The 25,268-nt window shown below is 73.9% G+C and carries 22 protein-coding genes; 8 read left to right on the top strand and 14 right to left on the bottom strand.

Features of this window, described 5'->3' with window-relative positions; genetic code table 11:
* Position 1: 1 nt before the first annotated feature.
* Together sbnA and ACFVVO_RS23420 are read left to right on the top strand one after the other, a co-directional pair.
* Complete coding sequence (gene sbnA / locus ACFVVO_RS23425; protein WP_390057530.1) at positions 2-1,039, top strand: 2,3-diaminopropionate biosynthesis protein SbnA; 1,038 nt, start codon at positions 2-4, stop codon at positions 1,037-1,039.
* Positions 1,040-1,123: 84 nt separating this feature from the next.
* Positions 1,124-2,353 (top strand): FAD-dependent oxidoreductase, encoded by a 1,230-nt coding sequence (locus ACFVVO_RS23420; protein WP_390057744.1) that lies wholly within the window; start codon positions 1,124-1,126, stop codon positions 2,351-2,353.
* Positions 2,354-2,397: 44 nt separating this feature from the next.
* Here the strand turns inward: ACFVVO_RS23420 and ACFVVO_RS23415 are convergent, their stop codons facing one another.
* Positions 2,398-2,829, bottom strand: coding sequence for a hypothetical protein (locus tag ACFVVO_RS23415; RefSeq protein WP_390057529.1), 432 nt, complete (start codon positions 2,827-2,829; stop codon positions 2,398-2,400).
* Positions 2,830-2,934: 105 nt separating this feature from the next.
* On the opposite strand from ACFVVO_RS23415, the gene ACFVVO_RS23410 reads away from it, so the two are divergent.
* Positions 2,935-6,156, top strand: coding sequence for a BTAD domain-containing putative transcriptional regulator (locus ACFVVO_RS23410; RefSeq protein ID WP_390057528.1), 3,222 nt, complete (start codon positions 2,935-2,937; stop codon positions 6,154-6,156).
* A 69-nt stretch (positions 6,157-6,225) separates the two neighbouring features.
* Positions 6,226-7,638 carry an FAD-binding oxidoreductase gene (locus ACFVVO_RS23405; protein WP_390057527.1) on the top strand — a complete coding sequence of 471 codons (1,413 nt, stop codon included), beginning with the start codon at positions 6,226-6,228 and terminating at the stop codon, positions 7,636-7,638.
* A 32-nt stretch (positions 7,639-7,670) separates the two neighbouring features.
* Here ACFVVO_RS23405 and ACFVVO_RS23400 read toward each other — a convergent pair whose 3' ends face one another.
* The 5 genes from ACFVVO_RS23400 to ACFVVO_RS23380 all read right to left on the bottom strand — a co-directional run bounded on the left by ACFVVO_RS23400 (position 7,671) and on the right by ACFVVO_RS23380 (position 12,966).
* Positions 7,671-8,237, bottom strand: a complete 567-nt coding sequence (locus ACFVVO_RS23400) for a hypothetical protein (protein ID WP_390057526.1) — start codon at positions 8,235-8,237, stop codon at positions 7,671-7,673.
* A gap of 58 nt (positions 8,238-8,295) precedes the next feature.
* Positions 8,296-10,128 (bottom strand): GMC family oxidoreductase N-terminal domain-containing protein, encoded by a 1,833-nt coding sequence (locus ACFVVO_RS23395; RefSeq protein ID WP_390057525.1) that lies wholly within the window; start codon positions 10,126-10,128, stop codon positions 8,296-8,298.
* Positions 10,125-11,552 (bottom strand): hypothetical protein, encoded by a 1,428-nt coding sequence (locus tag ACFVVO_RS23390; protein ID WP_390057524.1) that lies wholly within the window; start codon positions 11,550-11,552, stop codon positions 10,125-10,127. Before ACFVVO_RS23390 ends, ACFVVO_RS23395 begins: the two co-directional genes overlap by 4 nt.
* Entirely contained in the window at positions 11,549-12,235 is a 687-nt protein-coding gene (locus ACFVVO_RS23385) for a FadR/GntR family transcriptional regulator (protein ID WP_390057523.1), read from the bottom strand. Before ACFVVO_RS23385 ends, ACFVVO_RS23390 begins: the two co-directional genes overlap by 4 nt.
* A gap of 155 nt (positions 12,236-12,390) precedes the next feature.
* Positions 12,391-12,966: a TetR/AcrR family transcriptional regulator gene (locus tag ACFVVO_RS23380; RefSeq protein WP_390057522.1), complete on the bottom strand. Its 576-nt coding sequence runs from the start codon at positions 12,964-12,966 to the stop codon at positions 12,391-12,393.
* 82 nt (positions 12,967-13,048) lie between these two features.
* Here ACFVVO_RS23380 and ACFVVO_RS23375 point away from each other — a divergent pair, with 82 nt between their 5' ends.
* Positions 13,049-13,840 (top strand): SDR family NAD(P)-dependent oxidoreductase, encoded by a 792-nt coding sequence (locus ACFVVO_RS23375; protein ID WP_390057521.1) that lies wholly within the window; start codon positions 13,049-13,051, stop codon positions 13,838-13,840.
* Between the two features lie 69 nt (positions 13,841-13,909).
* Here ACFVVO_RS23375 and glpK read toward each other — a convergent pair whose 3' ends face one another.
* Positions 13,910-15,424 carry a glycerol kinase GlpK gene (glpK, locus tag ACFVVO_RS23370; protein WP_390057520.1) on the bottom strand — a complete coding sequence of 505 codons (1,515 nt, stop codon included), beginning with the start codon at positions 15,422-15,424 and terminating at the stop codon, positions 13,910-13,912.
* A gap of 45 nt (positions 15,425-15,469) precedes the next feature.
* Positions 15,470-16,237: an IclR family transcriptional regulator gene (locus tag ACFVVO_RS23365; RefSeq protein WP_390057519.1), complete on the bottom strand. Its 768-nt coding sequence runs from the start codon at positions 16,235-16,237 to the stop codon at positions 15,470-15,472.
* A 200-nt stretch (positions 16,238-16,437) separates the two neighbouring features.
* On the opposite strand from ACFVVO_RS23365, the gene ACFVVO_RS23360 reads away from it, so the two are divergent.
* Complete coding sequence (locus tag ACFVVO_RS23360) at positions 16,438-16,863, top strand: ATP-binding protein (protein ID WP_390057518.1); 426 nt, start codon at positions 16,438-16,440, stop codon at positions 16,861-16,863.
* Positions 16,864-16,872: 9 nt separating this feature from the next.
* On the opposite strand, the gene ACFVVO_RS23355 is transcribed toward ACFVVO_RS23360, so the two are convergent.
* The 4 genes from ACFVVO_RS23355 to ACFVVO_RS23340 all read right to left on the bottom strand — a co-directional run bounded on the left by ACFVVO_RS23355 (position 16,873) and on the right by ACFVVO_RS23340 (position 21,178).
* Entirely contained in the window at positions 16,873-17,997 is a 1,125-nt protein-coding gene (locus ACFVVO_RS23355) for a PP2C family protein-serine/threonine phosphatase (RefSeq protein WP_390057743.1), read from the bottom strand.
* A 244-nt stretch (positions 17,998-18,241) separates the two neighbouring features.
* Positions 18,242-19,000, bottom strand: a complete 759-nt coding sequence (locus tag ACFVVO_RS23350) for an IclR family transcriptional regulator (protein WP_390057517.1) — start codon at positions 18,998-19,000, stop codon at positions 18,242-18,244.
* A 94-nt stretch (positions 19,001-19,094) separates the two neighbouring features.
* On the bottom strand, positions 19,095-19,916 hold the full coding sequence (locus tag ACFVVO_RS23345) for a transferase (protein ID WP_390057516.1): 822 nt from the start codon (positions 19,914-19,916) through the stop codon (positions 19,095-19,097).
* Positions 19,913-21,178, bottom strand: coding sequence for a glycosyltransferase family 4 protein (locus ACFVVO_RS23340; protein ID WP_390057515.1), 1,266 nt, complete (start codon positions 21,176-21,178; stop codon positions 19,913-19,915). The genes ACFVVO_RS23345 and ACFVVO_RS23340 overlap by 4 nt, the downstream gene beginning before the upstream one ends.
* A 192-nt stretch (positions 21,179-21,370) precedes the next feature.
* Here ACFVVO_RS23340 and ACFVVO_RS23335 point away from each other — a divergent pair, with 192 nt between their 5' ends.
* Positions 21,371-22,537 carry a PP2C family protein-serine/threonine phosphatase gene (locus tag ACFVVO_RS23335; RefSeq protein WP_390057514.1) on the top strand — a complete coding sequence of 389 codons (1,167 nt, stop codon included), beginning with the start codon at positions 21,371-21,373 and terminating at the stop codon, positions 22,535-22,537.
* Between the two features lie 15 nt (positions 22,538-22,552).
* Here the strand turns inward: ACFVVO_RS23335 and ACFVVO_RS23330 are convergent, their stop codons facing one another.
* Together ACFVVO_RS23330 and ACFVVO_RS23325 are read right to left on the bottom strand one after the other, a co-directional pair.
* On the bottom strand, positions 22,553-23,356 hold the full coding sequence (locus ACFVVO_RS23330) for a maleylpyruvate isomerase family mycothiol-dependent enzyme (RefSeq protein ID WP_390057513.1): 804 nt from the start codon (positions 23,354-23,356) through the stop codon (positions 22,553-22,555).
* A gap of 96 nt (positions 23,357-23,452) precedes the next feature.
* The gene (locus tag ACFVVO_RS23325) at positions 23,453-24,325 is read right to left on the bottom strand and encodes an SGNH/GDSL hydrolase family protein (protein ID WP_390057512.1); all 873 of its coding nucleotides are present in this window, start codon (positions 24,323-24,325) and stop codon (positions 23,453-23,455) included.
* A gap of 352 nt (positions 24,326-24,677) precedes the next feature.
* Here ACFVVO_RS23325 and ACFVVO_RS23320 point away from each other — a divergent pair, with 352 nt between their 5' ends.
* The gene (locus ACFVVO_RS23320) at positions 24,678-25,232 is read left to right on the top strand and encodes a TetR family transcriptional regulator (protein WP_390057511.1); all 555 of its coding nucleotides are present in this window, start codon (positions 24,678-24,680) and stop codon (positions 25,230-25,232) included.
* Positions 25,233-25,268: the final 36 nt, after the last annotated feature.

Below are 25,268 nucleotides of genomic sequence, written 5' to 3'. Positions count from 1 at the left end.
CGTGCCCGTCATTTCCTCCCCCAACGCCTTCAACGAAGGCAACCTCTTCGTCGACCTGGAGTCGATCTTCGGGTGCCCCCTCTACCTGAAATGCGAGGGCTTCAACTTCGCCGGCTCCATCAAGCTGAAAGCCGCGAACGAGATGGTGGAGAGCGCCGAGCGGGACGGGATCCTGAAGCCGGACTCCATCCTCGTGGAGTCCTCGTCGGGGAACCTGGGCGTGGCGCTCAGCATGATCGCCGCGAGCAAGGGTTACCGGTTCCTGTGTGTCACGGACGCCCGCTGCAACCTGTCGACCAGGCTGCTGATGGAGGCCCTCGGCAGCCAGGTGCACGTGGTGGCCGACCTGGACGCCAACGGCGGCTTCCTCGGCACACGGCTGGAGTACGTCCGATCGCTGTGCGAGTCCGACGACCGGTACGTGTGGCTCAGCCAGTACACCAACGCGGGCAACTGGCGGGCGCACTACCGGACCACCGGGCCGGAGATCGCCAGTCACTTCCCGCGTCTGGACGTGCTGTTCGTCGGTGCGGGCACCACCGGGACCCTGATGGGCTGCGCGCGCTTCTTCCGGCAGTGGCACCGCCCGGTGCGGATCGTCGCGGTGGACAGCGTGGGCTCGGTGGCCTTCGGTGGGGAGCCGGGCCGCCGGATGATCCCCGGCCTTGGCATGAGCATGCGCCCGCCGCTGCTGGACGAGTCCTATGTGGACGAGGTGATCCGGGTGGAGGAGGCCGACACCATCCGCACCTGCCACCGCATGGCCAGGCGCGGCTTCCTGTTCGGCGGTTCCACCGGCACGGTGGTCAGCGGGGCGACCGACTGGCTGGCCGAGCACGACACCGGCGGCATCACCGCGGTGGCCATCGCGCCCGACCTCGGCGAGCGCTACCTCGACACCATCTACCAGACCAACTGGCTGCAGGATCTGTACGGCGAGCACATCCTCGACCCGGTCCGGGACCCGGTCCAGGTGGACGGCGCCTCCCGGGAGGTCGACTCCGCCGGCCGCTCGCCGGGGCGCCGCCGGAGGCGGTAGGGCGCCCGTGCGCCCGGGCCCTCGCCGAGGAGTACAGTATTCATCAGCCGATGAATTAATGTTCTCCGGAGAGGCGGGGGCATGATGGAGCGGACCACGTGCTGCGTGGTGGGAGGCGGTCCCGCCGGCATGGTGCTCGCCCTGCTGCTGGCGCGGGCCGGCGTCGACGTCACGGTGCTGGAGAAGCACGGCGACTTCCTCCGCGACTTCCGCGGCGACACCGTGCACCCCTCGACCCTGGCGCTGCTGGACGACCTGGGGCTGGCCGAGCGCTTCGCCCGGCTGCCGCAGCGCAGGGTGCGTACTGTCCAGCTCCCCGTGGGCGAGGGGCGTTCGCCGGTGACGGTCGCCGATCTCTCGGTGCTGCGCGGCCCGTACAACTATGTGGCCATGGTCCCCCAGTGGGACCTGCTCGACCTGCTGGCGGCCGAGGCCGGGCGCGAGGCCTCCTTCCACCTGCGGATGAACACCGAGGCGACCGCTCTGCTGACCGAGGGCGGCCGGGTGACCGGGGTGCGCTACCGCACTCGCGACGGCCGCACCGGCGAACTGCGCGCCGTGCTCACCGTCGCCTGCGACGGCCGGGGCTCCCTGGCGCGCGGTCGGCCGGAACTGGGGCTGCGCCGCTTCGACTGCCCGATGGACGCCTGGTGGTTCCGGCTGCCGCGCCGCGAGGGCGACCCGAGCGGACTGGTCGGTGGCGCCGGGGACCGTTTCCTCACCGCGATGATCGACCGCGGTCACTACTGGCAGTGCGCGACCCTCATCCGCAAGGGCACCGACCTCCAGCGCCGGGCGGCCGGCCTGGAGCGGTTCCGGGCCGACTTCGGCGCCGCCGTCCCCTGGATCGCGGACCGCACCGGGCAGCTCCGCTCATGGGACGAGGTCAGGCTCCTCGACGTACGCCTGGACCGGCTGCGCCACTGGCACCGGCCGGGGCTGCTGTGCATCGGCGACGCCGCGCACGCGATGTCCCCCGTCTTCGGCATCGGCATCAACCTCGCCGTCGAGGACGCCGTGGCCGCGGCGCGGTATCTGACCGCGCCGCTGCGGCGCGGGGCCGTGGGGCTGCGCGACGTCCGCAAGGTGCAGCGCCGGCGCCGCCCCACCACGGTCGCCACCCAGGCGCTGCAGCGGGCGGCCCACGCCCGGTTCGTCGCCCCGGTGCTGGACGGGCGGCCGCCGCTCGGCAGCGCGGCGCGCGCCCGGCGCCTCGCCGCACTGGTCACCGGATCGCGGCTCGGCCGGCTCCCGGCGTACTTCATCGGGTACGGCGCGCTGCGGGAGCGCCCGCCGGAGGCGGCGGTCCGGTAGCCGCCGTCCGCGAACGGTCCCGCCGCGCCCCGGTCGGCCGGACGTCAGATCCGGCCGCCCGTGAACCGGGTGATCGGCCCCAGGGTACGGCGGCCCGACCGGCGGCCCACTGCGTAGGACGCGACGCCCACCGCGGTCACGCCGGCGCTCACGCCCGCGGCCACCAGCTTGCGGTGCGCGAGGACCGCCCACGCGGTCGTGGCCACCGTGGCGACCCGGCCCGAGGCCACGACGGCGGCCCGACGCCCCGCTTCGACACCCTTGGCCGCCGCGCTCACCGTGCCGGCCATGCTGTCGGCGGCGCGCCCGGCGGCCTTCTTCGCCACTGACGCTCCGTCACCGGCCGCGGCCTCGGCCTTCTTTGCCACGCCGGAGGCAGGAGCGGTCGCCTTGGCGGCGGTGCGCCGGGCCGCAGAGGCGGCCGTGCGCTTCTTGTCCTGCGTCTGCTGACTCGTGCCCTTGTTCGGTTCACTCATGGAATGCGGCTTGCCCCTCACGGAGCCCGCAAACGTGGCCGAACCCCGGGGCCGGTGCGGGGGTGGGGCCGCTCTCCGGGCGGTAGCCTGCTCGTGAGGACAGTCATGGCCGATGAGGTACGTATCCGGCTCCTCGGCGGTTTCGCCGTGGCGGTCGAGGACCGCCCGGTCGCCACCGGGGCGTGGCGGCTGCGCAAGGCCCGGACCCTGCTCAAACTGCTCAGCCTGGCACCGGGCCACCGGCTCCACCGGGAACGGCTCTACGACCTCCTGTGGCCGGACCTCGACGTGACGGCGGCGTCGAACAACCTGCACCAGGTGCTGCACGCCGTGCGACGCGCGCTGGCCTCCGCCGGGGCGCGGGGCGAGATCGTCGTGCTGCGCGACGACATGGTGCTGCTCGGGCCGGACGGCGGTGTGCGCGTCGACCTGGACGGGCTCGACGAGGCGATCCGGCGGGCCGCGTCCGGCGGCACGGCGGCGGACCTCCGTGCCGCGCTCGCCCTGGCCGCCGCCGAGCTGCTGCCCGAGGACCGCTACGAGACCTGGGTGGCCGAGGCGGCCGGGGCGCTGGAGACCCGGCTCACGGCGGTCCGGCTGGGGCTTGCCGAGGCGCTGGAGCGCGATCACCGCACGGCCGAGGCGGTGGACGTGCTGCGGGCCCTGGTCGCCCGGGACCCCCTGGACGAACCCGGACTGCGGGCCCTGATGCGGACCCTGGCCGAGTCCGGGCAGCGCAGGGAGGCACTGGCGGCGTACGAGTGTCTGCGCGACACGCTCCACCAGGACACCGGTGCCGATCCCGACCCGCAGACCCGCCGCCTCTACCGGGCTCTGCTGGCCGACTCGGTGGAGCCCGGCGAGCGGTCGGCGGACGGTCGGCGGGGCCGGCTACCGACGCCGGCGACCGAGCTCGTCGGCCGGGAGCGGGAGATCGCCGAGGTGCGGCGGCTGCTCGGGCGCAGCGGCCTGCTCACCCTCACCGGGGCCGGCGGCTGCGGCAAGACCCGGCTGGCGCTCGCCGTGGCGGACCGGAGCGGCGACGCGTTCCGGGACGGGGCGTGGTTCGTGGACCTCTCCGCGCTGACGGAGCCGGACCTGGTCCCCGAGGCCGTCGCCGCCGTGCTCGGGCTGCAGCTACCGCCGTCCGGCAGGGCCCGGGAAGCACTGCTGGCACAGCTCGGCGGCCTGCGGACGCTGCTGGTGCTGGACAACTGCGAGCACCTGGTCGACGCGTGTGCCGCCCTGGTCTCGCAGATCATCGCCCGCTGCCCGGGGGTGGCCGTGCTCGCCACCAGCCGGGAGCCGCTGCGCAGTTACGGGGAGCGCACCTTCCGGGTGCCGTCCCTCGGGCTGCCGGATCCACGGCGGCTGCCGCCCGTCGGGGAACTGGCCCGGTTCGCCTCCGTACGGCTGTTCGTGGACCGGGCCGCCGACGCGGCACCGGGCTTCCGGCTGACCCCGCGGAACGCGGCGGCCGTGGCGCAGATCTGCTTCCGGCTGGACGGTATGCCCCTGGCCCTGGAACTGGCGGCGGCCCGGGTGCACTTGCTGGCCCCGGACCAGATCGCCGAACGGCTCGACGACGCGCTCGCCCTGCTCAGCCGGGGCAGCCGGCACGGCGCGACCCGGCAGCAGACGCTGCTGGCCACGCTGGAGTGGAGTCACCGGCTGCTCGACGGCGATGAGCAGTGCCTGTTGCGCAGGCTCTCGGTCTTCACGGGCGGATTCTCGCTCGCGGCGGCCGAGGACGTCTGCGCGGACGGCGTTCCGGCCGGCTCGGTGCTGGACCTCCTCGGCCGGCTGGCCGACAAGTCCCTGGTGTGCGTGGAGCCCGGGCCGCACGAGGCCCGGTACCGGCTGCTGGAGACGATCCGGCAGTACGCCGCCGAACTCCTGCGCGGCAGTGCGGAACCGGCCGCGGTCGAGGCCCGGCACCGGCAGTTCTATCTGCGGCTCGCCGAGGCACGGGATCGTGAGCCGGCGACCGGGGTCGCCGGTGCGACCTCGCTGGAGCTGGAGGCGGACTACGGCAATCTCCGGGCCGCCCTGCGCTCGTTCCTGCGCCACCGGCCCGAGAGCGGGCTGCGCCTGGCGGTGGCGCTGCGCTCGTTCTGGCCCGAGCGCGGGCGGCTCGCCGAGGGCCGGCGCTGGCTGGACGACGCGCTGGCCGCCGCACCGGAGCCCACTCCGCAGCGGGCGAAGGCCCTGATGGGCCGGGCCGTGCTGGCGATCCGGCTCGGTGACGGCTCCCCGCTGGAGGACATCGCCGCAGAGATCGTCGGCATCCAGCAGCGCCGGCCGGACCGGGCCGCCCTGGCGTACGCCTACTACCAGCAGGCGATCCTGTTGTGGATGCGCGGTGCGTGGGCGCGGGGGCGCGCCGCGCTCGACCGGGCCCGCGCGCTCGCACAGGAGGCCGGTGAGCCCTCCGTCCTCGCCGCCGTCGCCCACCTGGACGGCATCCGGGCCGCCTGCCGCGGTGAGGGCGTGACGGCCCGCGCGGCCTGTTCGGAGAGTCTGCGGCTGCTGGACGACGTCGGGGTGGCGACCGGCCCCTTCTTCCCGGTCATGACACCGGGTTACGCGGTGGAGGGCGACGGCGGCGGCCAGGTGACGGTCCTCTTCGAGGAGACCGTGCTCACCGGCCGCACGGTAGGTCCGTCCCGGGCCCGCGGATACGTCCTGACGACCCTCGCGTGGGCCGCCCGGCTGCAAGGTGACACGGACGCCGCCGCGGCGGCGGCGGAGCGCGGCGCCGACAGCTTCCGCGCGCTCGACGACCAGCACGGGGAGTCCATGGCCCTGAACGCCCTCGGGAACATCCACCGCGGCACGGGTGGCCACGATGTGGCGCGCAAGCACCTCGAGGCGGCCCTGGCCATACGGCGCCGGCTCGGCGACCGCCGGGAGGAGGGCATCACCCTCGGCTGCCTCGGCCTGCTGGAGCTGGCCGCCGGTGACACCGAGAGCGCGAGGGCCACCCTCGAGACGGTGCTCGCCGGTTTCGAGGACAGCGACGACCGCCCCGGCGCCACCAACAGCCTGCTGCACCTCGGGCTCGTGGCCCGGGCCGCGGGTGACTGGGCGCGGGCCCGTACCCTGCTCACCCGTGCCCGGAGCCTGGAACAGGTCGCCGGGTCGGTGCCCGCCGCCGGCTGGGTCGAGCTGATGCTGGCACATCTGCTCCGGCAGCGGGGCGAAGACGAGGCGGCCGTCGCGGCGGCCGCCCGGGCCGAAGCCCAGTTCGCCCGCCTGGGCGACCGTCGTGGCCTCGCCGCGCTGCGGCGCCCGGTGCCGCCGCCGACGGGTCAAAGCGGTTGCTGAGTGGTTGCTAAGAGGCGCTGCCTACGGTCACGGGTATCAGCGCAAGCACTCGTGACCGAGGAGCCGACCATGTCGATCGACACGGCACAGGGCGTTCTGGGGGACGCCACCATCGCCGAACTTCAGGCAGGCCTGCGCGGCACCGTCGTCCGCCCCGGCGACGCCGCCTACGACGAGGCGCGGGCGGTCTGGAACGCCGCGCACGACAAGAAGCCGGCGCTCGTCGTGCGCTGCGCCGGCACCGCGGACGTGATCCGTGCCGTCGAGTTCGCCCGCAGCCAGGATCTGCTCGTCGCCGTGCGCGGCGGCGCGCACAGCATCGCCGGGTTCTCCACCTGCGACGGCGGCATCGTCATCGACCTGTCGCCGATGAAGGGGGCCATCGTCGATCCGGTGCGCCGGCGGGTCGTCGCCCAGGCGGGGATGACCTGGGGCGACCTCGACCACGAGACGCAGGCCTTCGGCCTCGCCGTGACCGGCGGGCTGGTCTCTTCCACCGGCATCTCCGGGTTCACGCTCGGCGGCGGGGTGGGCTGGCTGGTGCGCCGCCACGGGCTGGCCTCCGACAACCTGGTGGCGGCCGAGGTCGTCACCGCCGACGGTCGTGTGGTTCGCGCGGACGCCGAGCAGAACTCCGAGCTGTTCTGGGCGCTGCGCGGGGGCGGCGGCAACTTCGGTGTCGTCACCTCGCTCGAGTTCCGGCTGCACCCGGTCGGGCCCCAGGTGCTGGGCGGGCTGATCTTCTACCCCCTCGACCAGGCCCGGCAGGTGGTCACCGGCTGGCGCGACCTGACGCGCGGCATGCCGGACGAGCTGACGACCATGGCCGTCCTGACGACGGCGCCCCCGCTGCCGTTCCTGCCACCGGAGGTGCACGGCACCCGCGTCGTGGTACTGGCCGGCATGTACGCGGGCGACCCGGCGGCCGGCGAGGCGGCGGTCGGCCCGCTGCGCACCCTGGGGACACCCATCGCCGACCTCATGGGCCCGATGCCGTACACGGGCATGCAGTCGCTGCTCGACCCGATGTGGACGCCCGGCGCCCACAACTACTTCACGTCGGCGTTCATCGAGCCGTCCGACGACGCCCTCGACGCGGTGCTGCGGCACCACCTCACGACACCGACGCCGTTCAGCGAGGTGCATCTGCACCAGCTCGGCGGAGCCTTCGCCCGGTTCCCGGCCGAGGCCACGGCGTTCAGCCGGCGCGCGCCGGGCATGCTGTGCAACGTGATCGCGCGGTCGCCCGACGCGACGGACTTCGACGCGCATGTCGCCTGGGCCCGCGGGACCCGTGAGGACATCGCGCGGCACGGCGACGGCTCGATGTACGTGAACTTCACCGGGGACGCCGCCGAGAACCGGGTGCGTGCCTCGTACCCCGGCGCGGTGCACGAGCGGCTGGTGCGGGTGAAGGACGCCTACGACCCGACCAACATGTTCCGTCTCAACCAGAACATCCGCCCGTCGGCGGCTGCCTGAAAAGTCCGGAGCGCGGGCCGGGCGGGGGTCTCTCACCCGCCCGGCGCGTCGCGTCGCTCCGGCACGCGGGCCGCCGCCTCGGCGCGCCGCACCCTCGCCATCAGCCGGTCCCGCCGCCTGGGCCACCAGATCAGGTCCAGCGCCACCAGGACGACCACCAGCCACGACACCAGAGCCTCCCGCGCCGTCCCGGCCACGGTGTCGTACCCGGCGAGGGCCAGTGCCACCGCGGCCACCAGCGCCATCACCCACCAGCGGAGCCGGTCCCGCTCAGCGGTGACGCGCAGCGCCTCGGCGTAACGGACGACATCCGGCGCGAGCCGGGGGTCCCGGACGGTCTCGCCGCGCCGGGTGGCCCGTACCACCGCCGCCCGGTCCGCCGGGTCGAGGTCCGCGCCGGCGGGCCAGACCCTGCTCATCCGCCGTGCCACGCGCACGCCGTACAGCGGGGTCAGCACCAGCAGGACGACGGCGGCGGCCGCCCACATTCCGGACTCGACGAGGACGAAGAGAGCGAAGAAGACACCCGCGGCCGACCCGGCGCCCAGCGCCCTGCGCACCGGGCCCCCTTGCCACACCCAGCCGGGAACGAGAACCACCCGCCCATGCTGACGATCACCGGTGCCCCGGGCAACCACCGCGCCCGCGAGTCGCCCCTCAGCCGCCCAGGTGCGCCTGCGTGATCGCCAGCGCCGCCGCCATGATGCTCAGCTGGGGGTTCACCTGCGGGCAGCTCGGGAGCACCGAGGCGTCGGCGACCAGGACCCCGTGCACTCCGCGGAGCCGGCCGCGCGGGTCCACCGGGAAGAGCCGGGGACTCGCGCCCGCCGCGACCGTGCCGGTGGGGTGGTACGCCGACAGGTGGAGCTGCCGCGCCGTCGTACTGGCGAGCACGGCGTCCAGTTCGGCGAGCCGGTGGACGCGGGGTGTGCCGGGGATGCCGGTGAGCACCTCCTCGGCGCCCGCCGCGAACAGCAGTTCCCCCATGGCCCGCACGGCCCGCGTCAGCCGGCCGGCGTCGCGGCGGTCCAGGTCGTAGCGGAGCAGGGTGCGGTCCCGGCCGAGGACCCGGCCGGAGGGACGGTCGGCGATCATCGCGCCGAGCGTGGCGAGCCGGTCGGCGCCCTCCAGTTCACGGCGCAGCTCGCCGCCCAGCCCGGGGAGGACGAAGGAGCCCATGCCGGGCGGGGTGGCGGTGGCCTCGATGAGGATGCCGTCGGCGTGGTGTTCCTCCACGCCGACGCTCTGCAGCACGCCCTCCCACGCCGTGACCGGCTCCGCGAAGCGTCCCGCGACGCTCGTGGCCGGGTGGACGCTGAGGTTGCGGCCGAGGCGGGGGTGCCGGCCGAGTCCGGAGCGGCGCAGCAGCGGCGGAGACTGCAGCGCGCCGGCCGCCACGACGACCAGCGGCGCGAGGATCTCGAACGCGCCGTCCTCCCGGCGCACGCGGACGCCGGCCGCGCGGGGGCCGCCGGGGCGGTCGGGGTCGACGAGGACGCGTTCGACCCTGGCTCCGGTGACGATCCGGGCCCCGGCGGCGCAGGCCTCGGGCAGCACGGAGAGCTGCACGCTCTGTTTGGCGCCGGTCGGGCAGCCCACCACGCACTGGCAGGAGCCCCGGCAGCCGGGCGCGTTACGACGCAACGGCGCGGCCCGCCAGCCGAGTTCACGGGCGCCGGCGAGGGTGAGACGGCCGTTGTTCCCCAGGACGTCCGTGGCCTGGACGGCCACTCTCAGGGTGCGCTCGACCTCGTCCAGGTGCCGGTCGAAGCCGTCGGCGAGCGTGAAGCCCAGGTCCTGACTCCAGTGGGCGAGGACATGGCCCGGAGTGCGGTAGCAGGTGCCGGAGTTGACGACCGTGGTGCCGCCGACGGCCCGGCCCACCGGCAGCAGCAGGGGTGGGCGGCCCACGGCGACGGTCGCTCCGCCGTCCCGGTAGAGCCGGGTGAACCGGTCGAGGGGCGCGCGCCTGCCGAAGGACTCGGTGGAGTGGTGCCGGCCTTCTTCGAGGACGACGACGTCGAGTCCGGCGCGTGCCAGGGTCCGTGCGGCCATCGCCCCGCCCGCGCCGGAGCCTACGACCACGGCGTCGGCGCGGGACCGGGCGGGCCAGTCGGCCGCGGGCGTCAGGTCGAGCGGCGGGTCCTCGCGGGCGGGGCCGCGCGGTGCGGGGCCGTCCTGGAGCATCCGCTCGGTCCCGGCCGCCAGGAGGACGGGCACCTTGAGGACGTCCAGGAGCGGCAGGAGGGCGGGCCGTGCGCCCAGTTCGTCCAGTACGGACTGCCTCTCGGGTGCGCCGAGGGTGTCGAGGGTGCGTCCGGTGCGCGCCAGGGCGTAGGCGTCCACGGCGCTCGCGGCCGCCCGGAGTCCGGCCCGGGCGGGCAGCGGCATCGTCGAGAGGACCGTGCGGAGTCTGCCGGGGACGCGCCGGGGCCAGTCGGCGGTGCCGTCGTCGGCGATGAGGGCGGACACCAGACCGGTGAGGCTCATCGGGTGCCCACCTCCGCGTGTGCCGTGCCGTCGAGCGTCCACTCGGCCTCGGTGCGCCAGCCGCCGAACCACCGCCGCTCCAGCAGCACGTGCGCGTCGGCGCGTTCGCTGTTGCGGCAGGTCGCGTGGCGGCCGTCGGGGTCGGTGTAGTCGAGGGCGAGGGTGCGGTCCGGGGGCTGGGTGACCTCGACCCGGATGCGGCGCAGGCCGCTGCGGCCGGTGACCTTCCAGGTGGGCAGGGCGAGGTCGGCGCGGAAGCGGCCGGCTCCGGCCCAGCCGAAGGCCGGACGTTCGGGGCGGCGGGGCCAGGTGCGGCCGGACCGGCGCAGCCGCAGGAAGACCAGCGGGGGAAGCCTGCGCAGGCCCGGGCGCATGGAGACGGCGGCGACGACCTCCAGGACGTCCCCGCCGCCGAGGTCGGCGTGCAGCCAGGCCCAGCGGCGGGCGTTGCCGTGACCGTAGATCCGGGCGGAGGCGCCGGGGGCCGCGGTGAGCGTCAGTGTCGTGCCGTCGTGGGTGAAGGTGCCGTCGTAGGCGGCGCGGGCGGCGGGGAGCATCTGGGCGGCCGGCAGCAGGGGCCGGCGCCAGGACCAGCGCGGAAAGGTGAACAGGGGCTCGTCCGTGGGGTGTTCGGTGAGGTCCCAGCGCAGGGCTCCGCCTTCGGCCGTGCCCGTCAGGTGCCCCGGTCCGGCCTCGACCCCGCCGGCGTGGAAGCCGGATGTTCCGGGTGTCCACTCGGCGGGGCCGAAGCGGGCGTGCCGCACAGGGCCGTCCTTGGGGAACACCGCGGCCCAGCCGTGCGCGTACGGCTCGGATCCGTCGGCGGGGGCGGTCAGTTCGTGGTGCAGCCACAGTCCGCTGCCGCTGTCCGGGTCGGTGAGGGTGGTGTACCAGACCTCGGTACGACCGGGCTCGCCGCGCCAGCGGGGCGCGAGGAAGGCAGCGGAGTTCGCGGGCCGGGGAAAGCGGAAACTCGCCAGGAACGGCAGGAGTTGGGTGCCGAGCGGGAAGCGGAGGGTGCCGGTTCCGATCCGCCGTCCGTCCTCGTGGAGGGTGTACGGCAGCACCGTCATCGAGGCCAGGGGCCTCAGCGCGCTGACCGACTTCCAGCCGTCGAGGGTGAGCCGACGGCCGCCGGCGCTGAACTCGAGGCGGTAGCCGATGCGGTGGCGGGCGATCGGCGAGATCTCCAACTCCCCCTCGGCGCGCGGATCGTCGGCCCAGCCGGCCACCCGTATCCGGCCGGTGGCGCGGGCCTCGGTCGTACCGAGGAGCCGCAGCAGACGGTCCGCGCGGACCGTCAGGTCGAGGCGGATCGGACGGGTGCGGTCCTCGCCGTCGAGCCGCACCGTGCCGAGCATCGTCTCGGCGAAAGCGGTGCCGCGGGCGGGCGCGCCGGCGCGGTTGCGGGTGCCCCTGCTCATGCGAGGCCCTCCAGCATGATCCGTTCGGTCACCGTCAGATACCGCTCGGCCGCACTCCGGGCACCGGCCCGGTCACCGGCCACGACCGCCTCGACCACCGGCGCCAGGCGTTCGCGGGCCACCCTGGCGTCGGTGAACGGACCGCTCAGCGCGGCGCGGACCGGCAGGTAGGCGTTGAAGAGGGTGTTGGTCAGCAGGACGTAGACGCGGTTGCCGGTGGCGCGGGCGAGGGCCCGGTGGACCTCGATGTCCGCGAGCTGAACAGCGTCGGTGTCCGCCGCCTCTCCCACCGCCGCGAGCAGGTCGCGCAGCTCGGCCCGCTGCCGGCCGCCGGCCCGGGTGGCGGCCCGCTCGGCGATCAACGCCCCGATGCCGCGCCGCACTTCGAAGACCTCGCGGATCCAGTCGGGGCTGTGCCGTACGAGCATCGGCAGCAGGTCGGCGCCGCCGAGGCGCAGGTAGTCCCGCACCCGGGTGCCGACACCGTGCCGGGTCTCCAGCAGTCCGGCCTGGGTCAGTCGTCCGAAGGCGTGCTTGAGGGTGGTGCGGGTGACGCCGTAGCCGTCGGCGAGGGTGCGTTCGGGCGGCAGGTAACTGCCCGCCGGATGGCGCCCGGTGAGGATGTCCTCCCGCAGCCGGCCCTCCAGCACGTCGACGATGGTCTCCCGGGGCAGTGCCTCCACGCGTCCTCCCAGTGGCTCAGTGGATGAGCCACTCAACCAACGCGAACGTGCGGCGTCAATGGGGGCGGCGCGATGAGCCGGAGTTCGGAGCACCCTCAACTCGCCGACCTGACACTGCGAGTGGCGTTTCGTCAGGACGTGGGATCGCGCTCCGCTTACGGTCCGACGGCCCCGCGTACGAGGAGGAGCAGGGCGTCGGCGAGGTCGTCCACGGGGCTGCCGGTGGCCAGGCGGCGCAGTTGAAGGCCCATCACCAGGGCGACGGTGGTGGCCGCGAGGCGTTCGGCGTCCGGGACGCCCAGTGCGGTGAGGATCTGGGTGGCGAGCCGGTCGTAGGCCCGGAACGCCTCCGCCGCCGACTCCCTGAGCCGTTCGTCGCGCCCGGCGTGCAGGTACAGCTCGAACGGCGCGAGATGGGCGCTGTCGAGCGCCGCGCCGCAGGCGACCTGGCCGGCGAGGGAGGCCGCGTCCGCGATGTCGAGGCCGTCCGTCTGGCACTGGTCGGCCAGCTCGGTGAAGTGCCGCGCCTCCTCGCGCACGAAGTGGAGCAGGCTCTCCCGCAGCAGATCGTGCTGGGTCTCGAAGTGGTAGGTGACCGAGCCGAGCGACACGCCCGCCTCCTTGGCGATCCGCCGGTTGGTCACGGCCGCGACCCCGTCCTCGCCGATGATCCGCAGGACGGCGGTGATGATGCGCTGGCGCGTCGGGGCGGCGGAGGCGTCGTTCGGCATGCCCCGCATTGTTCCACCAGTGGACATGACCTCCCCTCCTGCCTATTGTTCGTTCGAACGAACAAGACACCGGAGGATGACCGTGCGCATTGCTGGGGCAACTGTTCTGCTGACCGGGGTCACGGGCGGGATCGGCGGCTCGCTCGCCGCGGAGCTGTCCGCGCGCGGCGCGCGGCTCGTCCTCACCGGCCGGCGGCGCGAGGCGCTGGAGCCCCTGGCCGCCCGGTACGGCGCGCGCATGATCCTGGCCGACCTCGGCGACGCCGATGACGTGGCGCGCCTCGCCCGGGAAGCCGCCGGTACGGACATCCTGCTCGCCAACGCGGCGCTGCCCTCCAGCGGCGACCTGCTCGACTACACGCCGGACCAGATCGACCGGGCGCTCGCGGTGAACCTGCGTGCGCCCGCGATGCTCGCCCGGCTGCTCGCCCCGGCCATGGTGGCCGGCGGGCGCGGCCACATCTGCTTCGTCGGCTCGCTGTCGGGGGTGGCGGCGACCAGGTCGTCGTCCCTGTACAACGCGACGAAGTTCGGACTGCGCGGGTTCTCGCTGGCCCTGCGCCAGGATCTGCACGGCACGGGCGTGGGCGTCTCGATCGTGCAGCCCGGCTTCGTACGGGAGCTGGGGATGTTCGCCGACACGGGCTCGCCCACGCCCGGCGGTGTCCGCACGGTGGCGCCCGAGCGGGTCGTCAGAGGCGTGGTCCGGGCGATCGAACGCGATGTCGCCGAGATCAACGTGGCACCGCTCGAACTGCGCTTCCTGACGAAGGTGGCCTCGCACTTCCCGGGGTTCGCGGAGCGGGTGCAGCGACTGGCGGGGGCGGAGCGGACGATGGACACGATCGTGACGGCGCAACGCGCGAGCCGCTGAGCGGGGCCGGCGCGCGAGCCGCTGAGCCGGGCCGGGCCGCGGGTGCGGAGGCCGCCGCGCGGCCCGGGTTCAGGAGGGGCGGGGTGGTTTGACCCAGCCCAGGGAGCGTTCCACGGCTCGCTGCCAGTCCTCGTACTCCGCATCGCGCAGGGCGGAGTCCATGTCGGGCAGCCACTGGGCGGCCCGGTGCCAGTTGCGGCGCAGGACCTCCAGGTCCGGCCAGTAGCCGGCGGCGAGTCCGGCGGCGTAGGCGGCGCCGAGGGAGACGGTCTCGGCGACCATGGGCCGCACCACCGGGACGTCGAGCACGTCGGCGACGAACTGCATCAGCAGGTTGTTCGCGGTCATGCCGCCGTCCACCTTCAGCTCCCGCAGCGGCACCGAGGAGTCGGCGTTCATGGCGTCGACGACCTCCCGGGTCTGCCAGCCGGTGGCCTCCAGGACGGCCCGGGCCAGGTGGCCGCTGGTGATGTACGAGGTGAGGCCGACGATCACCCCGCGCGCGTCGCTGCGCCAGCGGGGTGCGAACAGGCCGGAGAAGGCGGGAACGATGTAGCAGCCGCCGTTGTCCTCGACCGTCCGCGCCAGGGTCTCGATCTCCGGCGCGCTGTTGATCAGCCGCAGCCGGTCGCGGAACCACTGGACCAGTGAGCCGGTGACGGCGATCGAACCCTCCAGGGCGTAGACCGCCGGCCGGTCGCCGATCTGGTAGGCGACGGTGGTGAGGAGCCCGTGCCGGGACCGTACGAGTTCGGTGCCGGTGTTGAGCAGCAGGAAGCTGCCCGTTCCGTAGGTGCACTTGGCCTCGCCCGGGGAGAAGCAGGTCTGGCCGAACAGGGCGGCCTGCTGGTCACCGAGGGCGGCCGTGATCCACACCCCGGGCAGGAGGGCGCGGGACTCGGCGTAGGGCGCGGCGGAGGACCTGATCTCCGGCAGCATCGCACGGGGCACACCGAAGAACGCGAGGAGTTCCTCGTCCCAGGTGAGGGTGCGGATGTTCATCAGCATGGTGCGGCTGGCGTTGGTGGCGTCGGTGATGTGCAGTCCGCCGTCGGTGCCCCCGGTGAGGTTCCAGATCAGCCAGCTCTCCATCGTGCCGAACAGCACCTCGCCGTCCCTGGCACGCTGTTCGAGGTCCTTGACGTGGTCGAAGAGCCAGCGCAGGCGCAGCGCCGAGAAGTAGGTGGAGGGCGGCAGGCCGCACCGGTCGAGGAAGAACTCCCTGCCGGGGTCCCGTCCCAGGGCCTCGACGAGCGGTTCGGTGCGGGTGTCCTGCCAGACGATCGCCCGGTCCAGCGGGGCTCCGGTGCGCCGGTCCCAGAGCACGGTCGTCTCCCGCTGGTTGGCCAGGCCGATGGCGGCGATCTGGGCCGGATCGACTCCGGCGCCGGACAGGGCCTCGGGCACGACGCGCCGCAGGTTCTGCCATATCTCGACGGCGTCGTGCTCCACCCATCCGGGTTTCGGGAAGTGCTGCTCGTGCTCCCGCTGCGCCACGGCCACCAGCCGTCCCCCGTGGTCGAACAGGATGCAGCGGGTGGAGTTGGTGCCCTGATCGATGGACATCACATACCGGTCAACCATGATCGGGTTCACCTTCCGATGCGTCGCGTCGGGGGCGGGAGGGGCCTACCAGCGGGCCGCGCCCAGGTCTCTGGAGATGGCCCGTGCTGCCTCCCGGATCAGGGTGATCAGGTTCGGCCGGGGCTGGCCCTGGTTGTCACAGATCCGCTCGACCGGCCCGGACAGCCCGATGGCGCCGACGACGAGACCGCCGTGTCCCCGGATCGGCACGGAGATGCCGGCCTCGCCCATGCTCATCTCCTGGATCTCGGCGGCCCAGCCGTGCTCCCGTACCTCGGCCAGCGCGCGGTTGAGCCGGTCGGGGCTGACCAGGGTGTGCCGGGTGTACGTCTCGAGGCCGGACTCCAGGGCCTGCTCGAAGGGCGCCGTGCCGAAGGCCAGCAGGACCTTGCCCAGCGAGGAGGCGTGCAGCGGCAGCAGCGAGCCCACGTCCAGCGTCTGGAGGGTGTCGTCGGGCCGGAACACATGGTGGACGACCAGGACCTTGCCCTCCAGCGGGGTGCCCAGGCGCACCGCCTCCCCGCTGCGGGCGGCCAGGGCGTCGGCCCAGTTGATGGAGCGCGACCGCAGTTCGTTGACGTCGAGATAGCTGGTGCCGAGGTGCAGCAGGGCGGCCCCGAGCTGGTACTTTCCGGTCGCCGCGTCCTGTTCGACGAAGTCCACGTGCTGCAGGGTGCGCAGGATGCCGTGCGCGGTTCCCTTCGCCAGCCCGAGCGAGGCGGCCACCTCGCCGAGCCCGAGCCGTCGGGGCCCACCGGCGAGCAGGCGCAGAATCGCCGCCGCCCGTTCGATCGACTGGACCGGACCGGCCATGCAGCGAGCCTATTACCGTTGCTGGAGATTCGCTTCGCGTGCGGGGGGACCGTACGGTAACCCCGCTCGGGCGGGGGCGTTCGGCAATGCCGACCCTTGTTCATTGACCGGCCCGCCGGCTCTCCCTAGCGTGCCTACAGAGCCCGGCACATGCCGGGACCGGGCGCCTGGCCCGCAGTGTTCACCCCCAGGAGACCAACATGGCGGTACAGCTCAATACGCTGGCGCGGGAGACACGCGAGCAGGTCTTCGTGTTGCCGCCCTTCGCCGGGGCCGTCTCGCTCGTGCGCCGGCGGGTGACCGCGATCCTCGAGGACTGGAAGGTGTCCCCGGCGATCGTCGAGGACGCGCTGCTGGTGGTGTCGGAACTGCTGACCAACGCGATCGTGCACGCCCTGCCACCGGCGGTGCTGCGGCTTTCGTGGGTGCGCGGCGACGGGCCCGGGGTGCTGCGGGTGGAGGTCACCGACGCGGGCCCGGCCCGGCCGGCGGGACAGTCACGAGTGTGGGCCGACCCGGACGAACACGGGCGGGGCGAGGACATCGTGCACGCTCTGGCCACCCGGCACGGCATACACATCCATCCCGGCGGGTGCACGCGCTGGGCCGACCTCGTGGCGGCCTGAGCACCGCTCTCAGCGGCCGCCGCCACGGCAGGTCACGGCCACGGGCCGGGCGCCGGACCGCACCGGCACGACTTCGCGCCCCGCGTCCGGCGCGCGGCCCGCCTCCTCCGGCTCGCCACCGGCCGGCTCCTCGACGGACTTCCGGAGCAGCAGCAGGGCCGCGTCGTCGTGCAGCCGGCCGCCCACGTGGGCCAGGAGGTCGGCGTGGACCGCGGAGAGGGTGCGGGCCGGCTCGTCGGACACGTGCCGCGCCACGCCTTCGGCCAGCGGGTAGAACTCACGCGCGTGGTCGCGGGCCTCGGTGACCCCGTCGGTGTAGAGCAGCAACTGGTCGCCGTCCGAGAAGGGCAGCAGGTGCAGCTCCGGATGTTCACCGGACAGCGCGCGCAGCCCGAGGGGCGGGGTGGGACGGGCGGGCTCCACCGGCTCCACTCCCCCGGACGCGGATATCAGCAGCGGGGGCGCGTGCCCGCAGTTGACCACTTCCAGTTCCCCGGGCCGCGGGCAGCCCACGACCACGGCGGTGACGAAGTCGTCCGGCCCGAGGTTGCGGGCCAGGCTCCGCTCGATCCTGCCGACGACGGCCAGGAGGTCGGGCTCGTCGCACGCGGCCTCGCGGAAGACGCCGAGGACCAGCGCGGCGGTGCTCACCGCCGGCAGCCCCTTGCCGCGCACGTCGCCGACGATCAGCCGGACCCCGTGCGGGGTGGGCAAGAGCGCGTAGAGATCCCCGCCGATACGGGCCTCCGCCGCCGCGGCGCTGTAGCGGACCGCCACCTGGAACGGGCCGACGGTCTCCGGGACCGGCTTGAGCAGTGCGTGCTGGGCGGCCTCCGCGACCGAGCGGACCGCCGCGAGCACCCGCTCCCGCCGGCCGCGCAGCTCGCTGGCCAGGCCACTCGCCGCGGTGACCGCGAGCACGGCGCACAGCACTGCCGCCGGCTCACGGCCCGGCGCGCGGTAGACCGTACTGAGGGTCGCGCACAGCGCCGCGGCGAGGAGACCTACGCACAGGACACCTCGCGGCCCGTTGGTGGTGGCGGCCAGCGCGGGCCCCGCCGCCAGCATGGGCAGCCAGGGCACGCCCGCTCCGGTCAGCAGGTCGACGAGCACGATGACCATGACGATCACCACCGGAAGCGCGCCGGCCGCCTGTGCGGCGGCGCGCCGTGGCGCCGACGCGCCGGGGGCCGCCCTGAGCAGCCGTGTCGCCCAGTGCTCGCCACCGTGCTCCCGGCGCCGGCTCGAGTTCTTTCCGGAGTCGCTCACCTGTCGCGCTGTTCCTCACCTGTCCGGGGGTACTCCCCTGTCCTGTCCCTCGCCCTGTTCCCGCATTCAAGGAAACGGGCTCGGCGGGACGGCTTCAAGGAGCGGATTTTCAGATAGTGAGCGAGAGGCTTCTGGTCACGCGGCTCGCGGCCGGCATCAGCCGGGCACCGACCTCAGGCAGCCGGGAGAGCCGCTCCACCGGCAGGGAGACGCCGAGCGACCCCAGGGTGTCCCCGCTGTAGACGGGCACGGCGACGCAGACGGTGCCGAGCGAGTACTCCTCGAGGTCCGTGACGGCCGGGGCCAGCGGGGCGGAGTCGAGCCGTCTGAGCAGTTCGGTCAGGCTGGTGACGGTCCGTGGGGTGAGGTCGGCGAGGTGGTGCCGGGAGAGGTAGTCGCGGCGGGAGTCGTCGTCCAGTTCGCGCAGCACGGACTTGCCCAGGGCGGTGGCGTGTCCCGCGTCCTCGAAGCCCACCCACAGTTCGGCGCGGGGCGCGCGGGGGCCGTCGACGATCTCGGCGACCCTGATCTCGCCGTCCTCGTAGAAGGTGAGGTAGGCGGCTCCGGCGAGCTCGTCGCGCAGCGCGGCGAGGGTCGGACGGACCCGGTTGAGCAGGACCTGCGCGCGGCTGGTGGCGTGCAGGGTCTGCAGCCTGTCGCCCAGGACGAAGCCGCCGTCGTCGAGCTTGCGCAGGTATCCGTCGTGCACCAGCGTCCGCAGCAGGTGGTAGGCGGTGGCGAGCGGCAGCTCGGTCTCCCGGGCCAGCTGCTTGGCGGGCGCGCCGTTCTCGTGCGCGCTGACCGCCTCCATCAGGCGGAAGGCGCGCTGTACGGACGTGATCAGCGTGGGGCTGTCGTGCGCGCGCATAGCAACAGCGTGCGCCGGACGCCCGGCGGGGGCAAGACACGGGCCGGGGCGGCCGCGCGCGCCCCGGCCCGTGTCCCCGACGGACGCCGGGCGGTCAGCCTGTGGCCACCCGGATGGAGAGGTCGTTGTCGAGCGTGTAGTAGGGCCGCAGAACCGCGCCGGCCGCGCGCGCGGCCGGGTGGACGAACGACGCCTTGCGGTCCGCCACGTCGTCGAGGAGCCGGGCGACCCGGATCGGGGGCGCGCCCGCGGCGGGGTGGACGAAGACGTCCCAGATGCCGCCCTCGGCGGCGGTGCCGGCGGCCAGGTCCTCGTGGTCGACGGTGAAGCGGAAACCAAGGTGGTCGCCGTCGGTCACCGGTCGCACGTCACGCTCGGGGGCATCACTCCCCCGCATCCGCAGGCGGACGACGGCGCCGTCCTCGAACGTGGCGCCGTGCAGCCGGGCGGTGACCGTCGTCGACCGGTCGCCGACGTCGATCCGGCCGGCCTCCGCGTGGGCCGTGCGCAGCCAGGCCCGTACCGCGAGATAACCCTCCTTGGTCACGTACGGGATCCGCACCGCCACCGGGGAGGGCCGGTCCCTGAGATGCCCGTCGACGAGGGCCCGCAGGTCGCGCAGGCCGGGCCGCAGCCGCTCGGGTGCGGTGTCGTCGGGTCCGTTCAGCAGGAACGCGTCCCAGCGGCCCTCCTCCAGGGCGGGCAGCGGTTCCAGGACGGCACGCGCCGGCCCGTCCGCCACCGCTTCGAGGGGGACGGTCCGGCTGACGGTGACGGGTTCGCCCTTCTTGGGCCGCAGCCGCAGCAGAAGGTGTGGCCGAGTGGCCGCCACGGGCGCCGGCAGTTCGAGGGCGACGCGGCCCTCGGCGTCCACGACGCAGTTCACGCGCGCTCCGGCGCCGCTTTCCGTGGTCACCGCTGCCCCCTGCGCAGAGTCCTCAGCACCCGCCCGGTGGCGGTGTGCGCGATGTCGCGGGCCGCGAACCCGTGGCTCACCAGGGTCTGCCGCACGTCGTGCGGCGTCTTTGTGGCGCTCCGCCCCGCGGACCGGGCCGCGACGGCCTCCTCCAGCAGGCGCTCCGCGTGTGCCACCACGTTCCGGGGAGCGAAGCGGCGGGCGTTCTCGGCGGCCGCCCGTCCCATGGCCCGGCGGCGTTCGTCGTCGCGGACCAGCTCCAGCAGCGCCGAGCCCAGCCGGTCCCGGTCCCCGACCGGCACCAGCCGGCCGTCCACCCCGTCCTCGATGATCTCGGCGGGACCGTGGGGGCAGTCGGTGCTCACGACCGGCAGGCCGCAGCGCATGGCCTCGACGATGGTCATGCCGAACGGTTCGAAGGAGGAGGTGGACACGCCGATGGACGCCTTCACCCACTCCGCCTCCATGGGCGCTGCGGGGCCCATGAGAAAGGCGTTGTTGCTCAGCCCGAGCCGCTCGATGCGGGCCCGCAGCGCGTCCCGCTGCTCGCCCGCTCCGTAGATGCGCAGGTGCCAGTCGGGGTACTCGCAGGCGACCCGGGCGAACGCCTGGATGAGCAGGTCGTAGCGTTTCACCGGGACGAGCCGGCCGGCCGCCACGATCATCTTCGCGTGGCCGTCGGCGGGCGGCAGCACGGGATCGGGCACGCTGTTCGGCAGGGCCTCGACGCGGACGCCGGGCAGGTGCATCCTGCGCCGGTAGTCGCGGGCGTCCGCCTCCGTGACCGTGGTGAGGACGTCGAGACGCCGGTAGGCCCGGCGCAGCGAGGTGCGCAGCGGTGCCGGGTGGTTGTCCAGCGTGAGGTGCTCCTGGCCGACGCGCAGCACGCGCTCGGGGGCCTGGAGCGCGAGGTGCACGTTGAGTCCCGGCCGGGTGCCGATGACCACGTCGGCGTCGGTGGCCGCCAGGCACTCGGCGATCCGCTCGTCCGTCAGCCGGCTGTACTGGCGGTAGCGGTACTCGGCGGAGGGGAACACCTTCGCCGGTGTCCGGTGCGACGCGTGGTCCTTCTCCTCCCGCAGGTCGACCAGCGGCCGCAGGCTCACCCGTGGGTCGGGGGTGATCTGGGGGCGCTTGCGGTGCCGTAACACGGAGACGATCTCCACGTCGTGCCGCTCGGCCAGTGCCTGGGCCAGGTTGAACGTCGTGGTGATCGTCCCTCCGATCCCGTAGGCGTTGTGGAGCAGGAAAGAGATCTTCATGCCGGTGCAGACCTCGTCGACTCCGGTCCAGTTGTGCGCTGTTACCAGTTCGTGTCTCCGGACACGGGCCGGTGCGGCCGCCGGCGGGCGGTTGAACATGCCGCTGGGTGGAGCAATCGCCGGTGCGCCGGGGCCCGGCACACCAGGCTGGGTCTCGTCCGGATCATGTGACGGGAGTGGCGAGTGCGAGGGGTGAAGCACGGACGTACCGGTCACGGGCCGGTGTACGGCACGGTCTCGCGGATCGGGTTACCGGCGGCACCGGCGTGGATGCGCTGGCTGCCGGTCATGTTCGTCGCGGCCGTGCTGCTGCTCGAACCCGTCACCCCCGTGCAGTGGCCGGTGAGTTTCGTACTGATCGCGCTGCCGCTGGTGACGGCGTTCGCCCACCGGCCCGTCGTCGTGGTCGCCGCCGCCGCGTTCGCCGTGTTCCTCGAAGGCGTGCTGGCCGGCACCCCGTGCTGCGCGGGCCGGCAGGTGGGCTACCTGTGGGAGCGCCATTACGTGGCCGCGTACGTGTGCACCGCCCTGGTCGGCGCCCTCGGCACGATCCTGGCCACGCACCGCATCCGCCGCGAGCGCACCCTGGCGGACGTGCGCTTCGTGGCCGACATCGCGCAGCGGGTCCTGCTCCGGCCGGTGCCGCACCGGATCGGCAACCTCCGCCTGGAGAGCCTGTACCTCTCGGCGGCGGCGGAGGCACGCATCGGCGGCGACCTGTACGAAGCCGTGCCCACCCGGTTCGGCGTCCGGCTGCTCATCGGCGACGTCCGCGGCAAGGGGCTGCTCGCGGTGGAGACCGCGGCCGCCCTGCTCGGCGCCTTTCGCGAGGCCGCGCACGACGAGTCCGATCTGGCCGCCCTGGCCGACCGGGTGGAGACGAGCATGAGCCGCAGGGCGACGCAGTTCGGCGGAAACGAGGCGGGCGAGCGGTTCGTCACGGCCGTGTTCGCCGAGATCCCGGGCGAGGGCCAGGTCGTCCGCGTCGTCAACTGCGGCCATCCGCCGCCGCTTCTCATCCTTCCCGGAGAGGTGCGCGAGCTGGACCGGGGGCGGTCGGCGCCGCCGCTGAACCTCGGCGTGCTGGTCGGGGACGCGTATCACGTGGACGCCTATCCGTTCCGGCCCGGTGACCAGCTTCTGCTGTACACGGACGGTGTCACGGAGACGCGGGACGCGGACGGCTCCTTCTACCCCCTGACCGAGCGCCTGCGCCAGTGGGGTCCGCTGCCGCCCCGGGAACTGCTGGACCAGCTCCACCACGACCTGCTGGCCTACAGCGACAACCGCCTGCAGGACGACACCGCGGCGCTGGCCGCCTGCCTGCTCTCCGGCGAGCCGAAGGCAGGCGAACCGTAGGAAGCGGCGGCCGGGTCAGAAGGCCGTGTGGGCGAACCAGCGGTCGAGGGTCGCGGCCTCACCCGACACGTCGAAGACGGGCTCCTGGTGGGACCTGCGGCCGTAGAGCAGGAGCAGCAGGTCCGCCGCCGGCCCGTGTACCGCCGCGGTGCACGGTTCGGACCGGGCGGTGCCGTCTTCCCCGAGCGGCAGCGGGCGGAAGCCGTCCGGGTCCAGCCGCACCCGCCACTCCTCGCCGGTGTCCGCACAACGGAACGCGATGGTCTCGCCGTTGCCCCGCAGCTCCCGCACGCCGGGGGCGAAGAGGCCCGCGTGGGGCAGGTTGACGAGGAACTCGTCCACCCCGTCCGCCGCCAGTGCGCTGTCGATGTCCGGCTCCCGGCCGGCGGCGCGCTCCGCGTCCACCCGGTGCACGAGTGTCTCGAAGAGCATCCGGCGGACCCAGAACCGCGCGTGCTGGTCCTCACCCCAGGCCCACATCGGCGCCCCGGGATCGGTGTCCCGCAGCACGGCCGCCACGGCGGGCACCCCGGCCGCCACCCAGCCGGGGTACTCGGCCGCGCTGTCCGGCAGCCCCAGCTCCACGTCGCGGGAGCGGGGCGGCTCCTGCACCAGCCGGGTCAGCAGCGTGCAGAACCACCGCTGCAGCGCACCCACGTGCCGGGTGAGGTCGGCGAGGGTCCAGTCGGGGCACGAGGGCACCGCGCTCGTGGGGTCGGCGCCGTCGACCGCCTCGGTGAAGCGGAGGGTCTCGCGTGCGATCGCCTCACGGTAGGTGTCGTACGGCAGCGGGTGCCCTGCCCTGCTCGTCGTGTCCATCGGCTGCGCCCATCCTCGTCCCCGGTACGGATTCCGTCGCGCTAAGTGTGGACGCTGGAGTCCGCTCGAAGGCAAGCCGGGCCGGCCGGCGGTCGGTCAGCCGAGTCCGAGGACGGTCATGGTGCGCTCGGCCATGCGCTGTTCTCCCAGGGCGTTGGGGTGCACGGGGACGATGTTCTGCCCGAACAGCAGCGGTTCGATCCAGCGGGTGCCGGGGGCCTGACAGGCGTCGTGGCCGGCGGACGCCTGCGCGAAGTCCACGTACGTGGCCCCCGTCTCCTCGGCGGCGCGCCGGACGACGGCGTTGAGATGGGCCTGCATGGCGTGCAGGTAGGGGACGTCGCCGGAGGCGATCGGCAGTTTGGCGAAGCAGGACGGGTCGGCGGTGGCCGGGGTGATCCACGGGTAGCCGAGCACCGCCACGCGGGCCCCCGGCGCCTTGGCCCGGACGCTGCCCAGGGCCTTCTTCAGGGCGGGGTAGGTGTTCGCGTCCATGGCGTCGTCGAAGGAGGTCCCGTACTTGTCCTTGCAGGGGCTGCCCTGACCGCCGCTGAGGACGCCGGCGGTGCCGCAGGACAGGATGGCGTTGATGAAGGTGCCGTTGTCGTTGCCGCCGATCGTCAGGGTCACCAGGTCGGTGTCCGCGGTGACCGCGTTGACCTGCGGCGCGACACCGAGGTACTGGGACGCGGTGAAGTCCTTGGTCTGGGCGGCGCCGCAGGTGACGTCCGTCAGGCGGGCGCCGGTACGGGATGCGAGGACGTGCGGGTAGTTGGCCGTGGACCGCAGACAGAGCGGGCTGGAGAGGTCGACGGGGAGGACGCCCGAGGCGGCGCTGTAGCTGTCGCCGAGGGCCGCGTAGTGCAGCGGGGTGGCGGCCTGGGCGGTGGAGCCGGTGAGGCCGAGCGCCAGCGCACCGGCGGCGGCGGCTGTCGCGGTCATGACATGGCGCAATGCGGGCATGTGCATCTGCTCTCTCTTCTCGGTGGGGGCGCGTGGGGAGCACGCGGGCACGGCGGTGCACGCGGACCTGGTGCGCGAGAACGGGGCGGCTCGAGCAGGGGGGGAGTGCCGGCCGGCGGAGCGTGGGCGGAAAGGCGCACGTCGACGTCCGTGAAGGACCGTCACGGGATTACCGGGCGGTTCTACTGATAGGTAATGTGCGGGCGCCGCAGCGGCGAGTCAACAATGTTGACCGAACTTCTTGAAACGCTCACGTATCCCGATCTTCCAGCCGGTCAGGGGCCGGTTCACGCCCTGTTCGCGGAGCAGTCGAGGAGAGCTCGCGAAGCCGGGCGGGGCGCCGCATAGGCTGTGCCGCATGCTGCAGACCGGTTCCGGTTCCACCACCCGTGACGCCATCCACGAGGCCGCCGCCCGTCTGTTCCGGGACCAGGGGTTCGCCAGGACCACCGTCCGCCGGATCGCCGCGGCCGCCGGGACCGACCCGGCGCTGGTGATCCGTCACTTCAAGAGCAAGGAGCTGCTGTTCCTGGAGACGATGCACCTGGCGATCGACAACGAGCCCCTGTTCGACGTACCGCTGGAGCAGTTGGGCGAGCGGCTGGCCGAACTCCTCCTCGACCTCGACGGCACCGCCCGGGGGATCTTCCTGGCCCTGGTGCACGGCAGCGGCGAACCGCAGATCCTCGACCGGCTGCGCGAGACCCACGAGAAGGTGCTCATCGCGCCCCTGCGCGACCGGCTCCGCGGACCCGACGCCGACCTGCGCGCCCGGCTCGCGGCGTCGATGTCCGGCGGCCTGCTCTACGGCCTGTGGGTGGCCCGGGACGAGGGCCTGCTCCGCACCGACCGCAAGGAACTCATCACGCGCTACGGCGCGCTCCTCCAGGAGGTCCTGACCCCACGCGAGTGACGGACTCGCCCGCACGCGCGTGTGCCCCGCGAGCGG

The sequence above is a fragment of the Streptomyces sp. NPDC058145 genome, from assembly GCF_042884245.1.
Classification (GTDB): domain Bacteria; phylum Actinomycetota; class Actinomycetes; order Streptomycetales; family Streptomycetaceae; genus Streptomyces.
The sequence above is the reverse complement of the archived record's forward strand: the minus strand, read 5'-3'. Positions and strand labels throughout refer to the sequence as shown.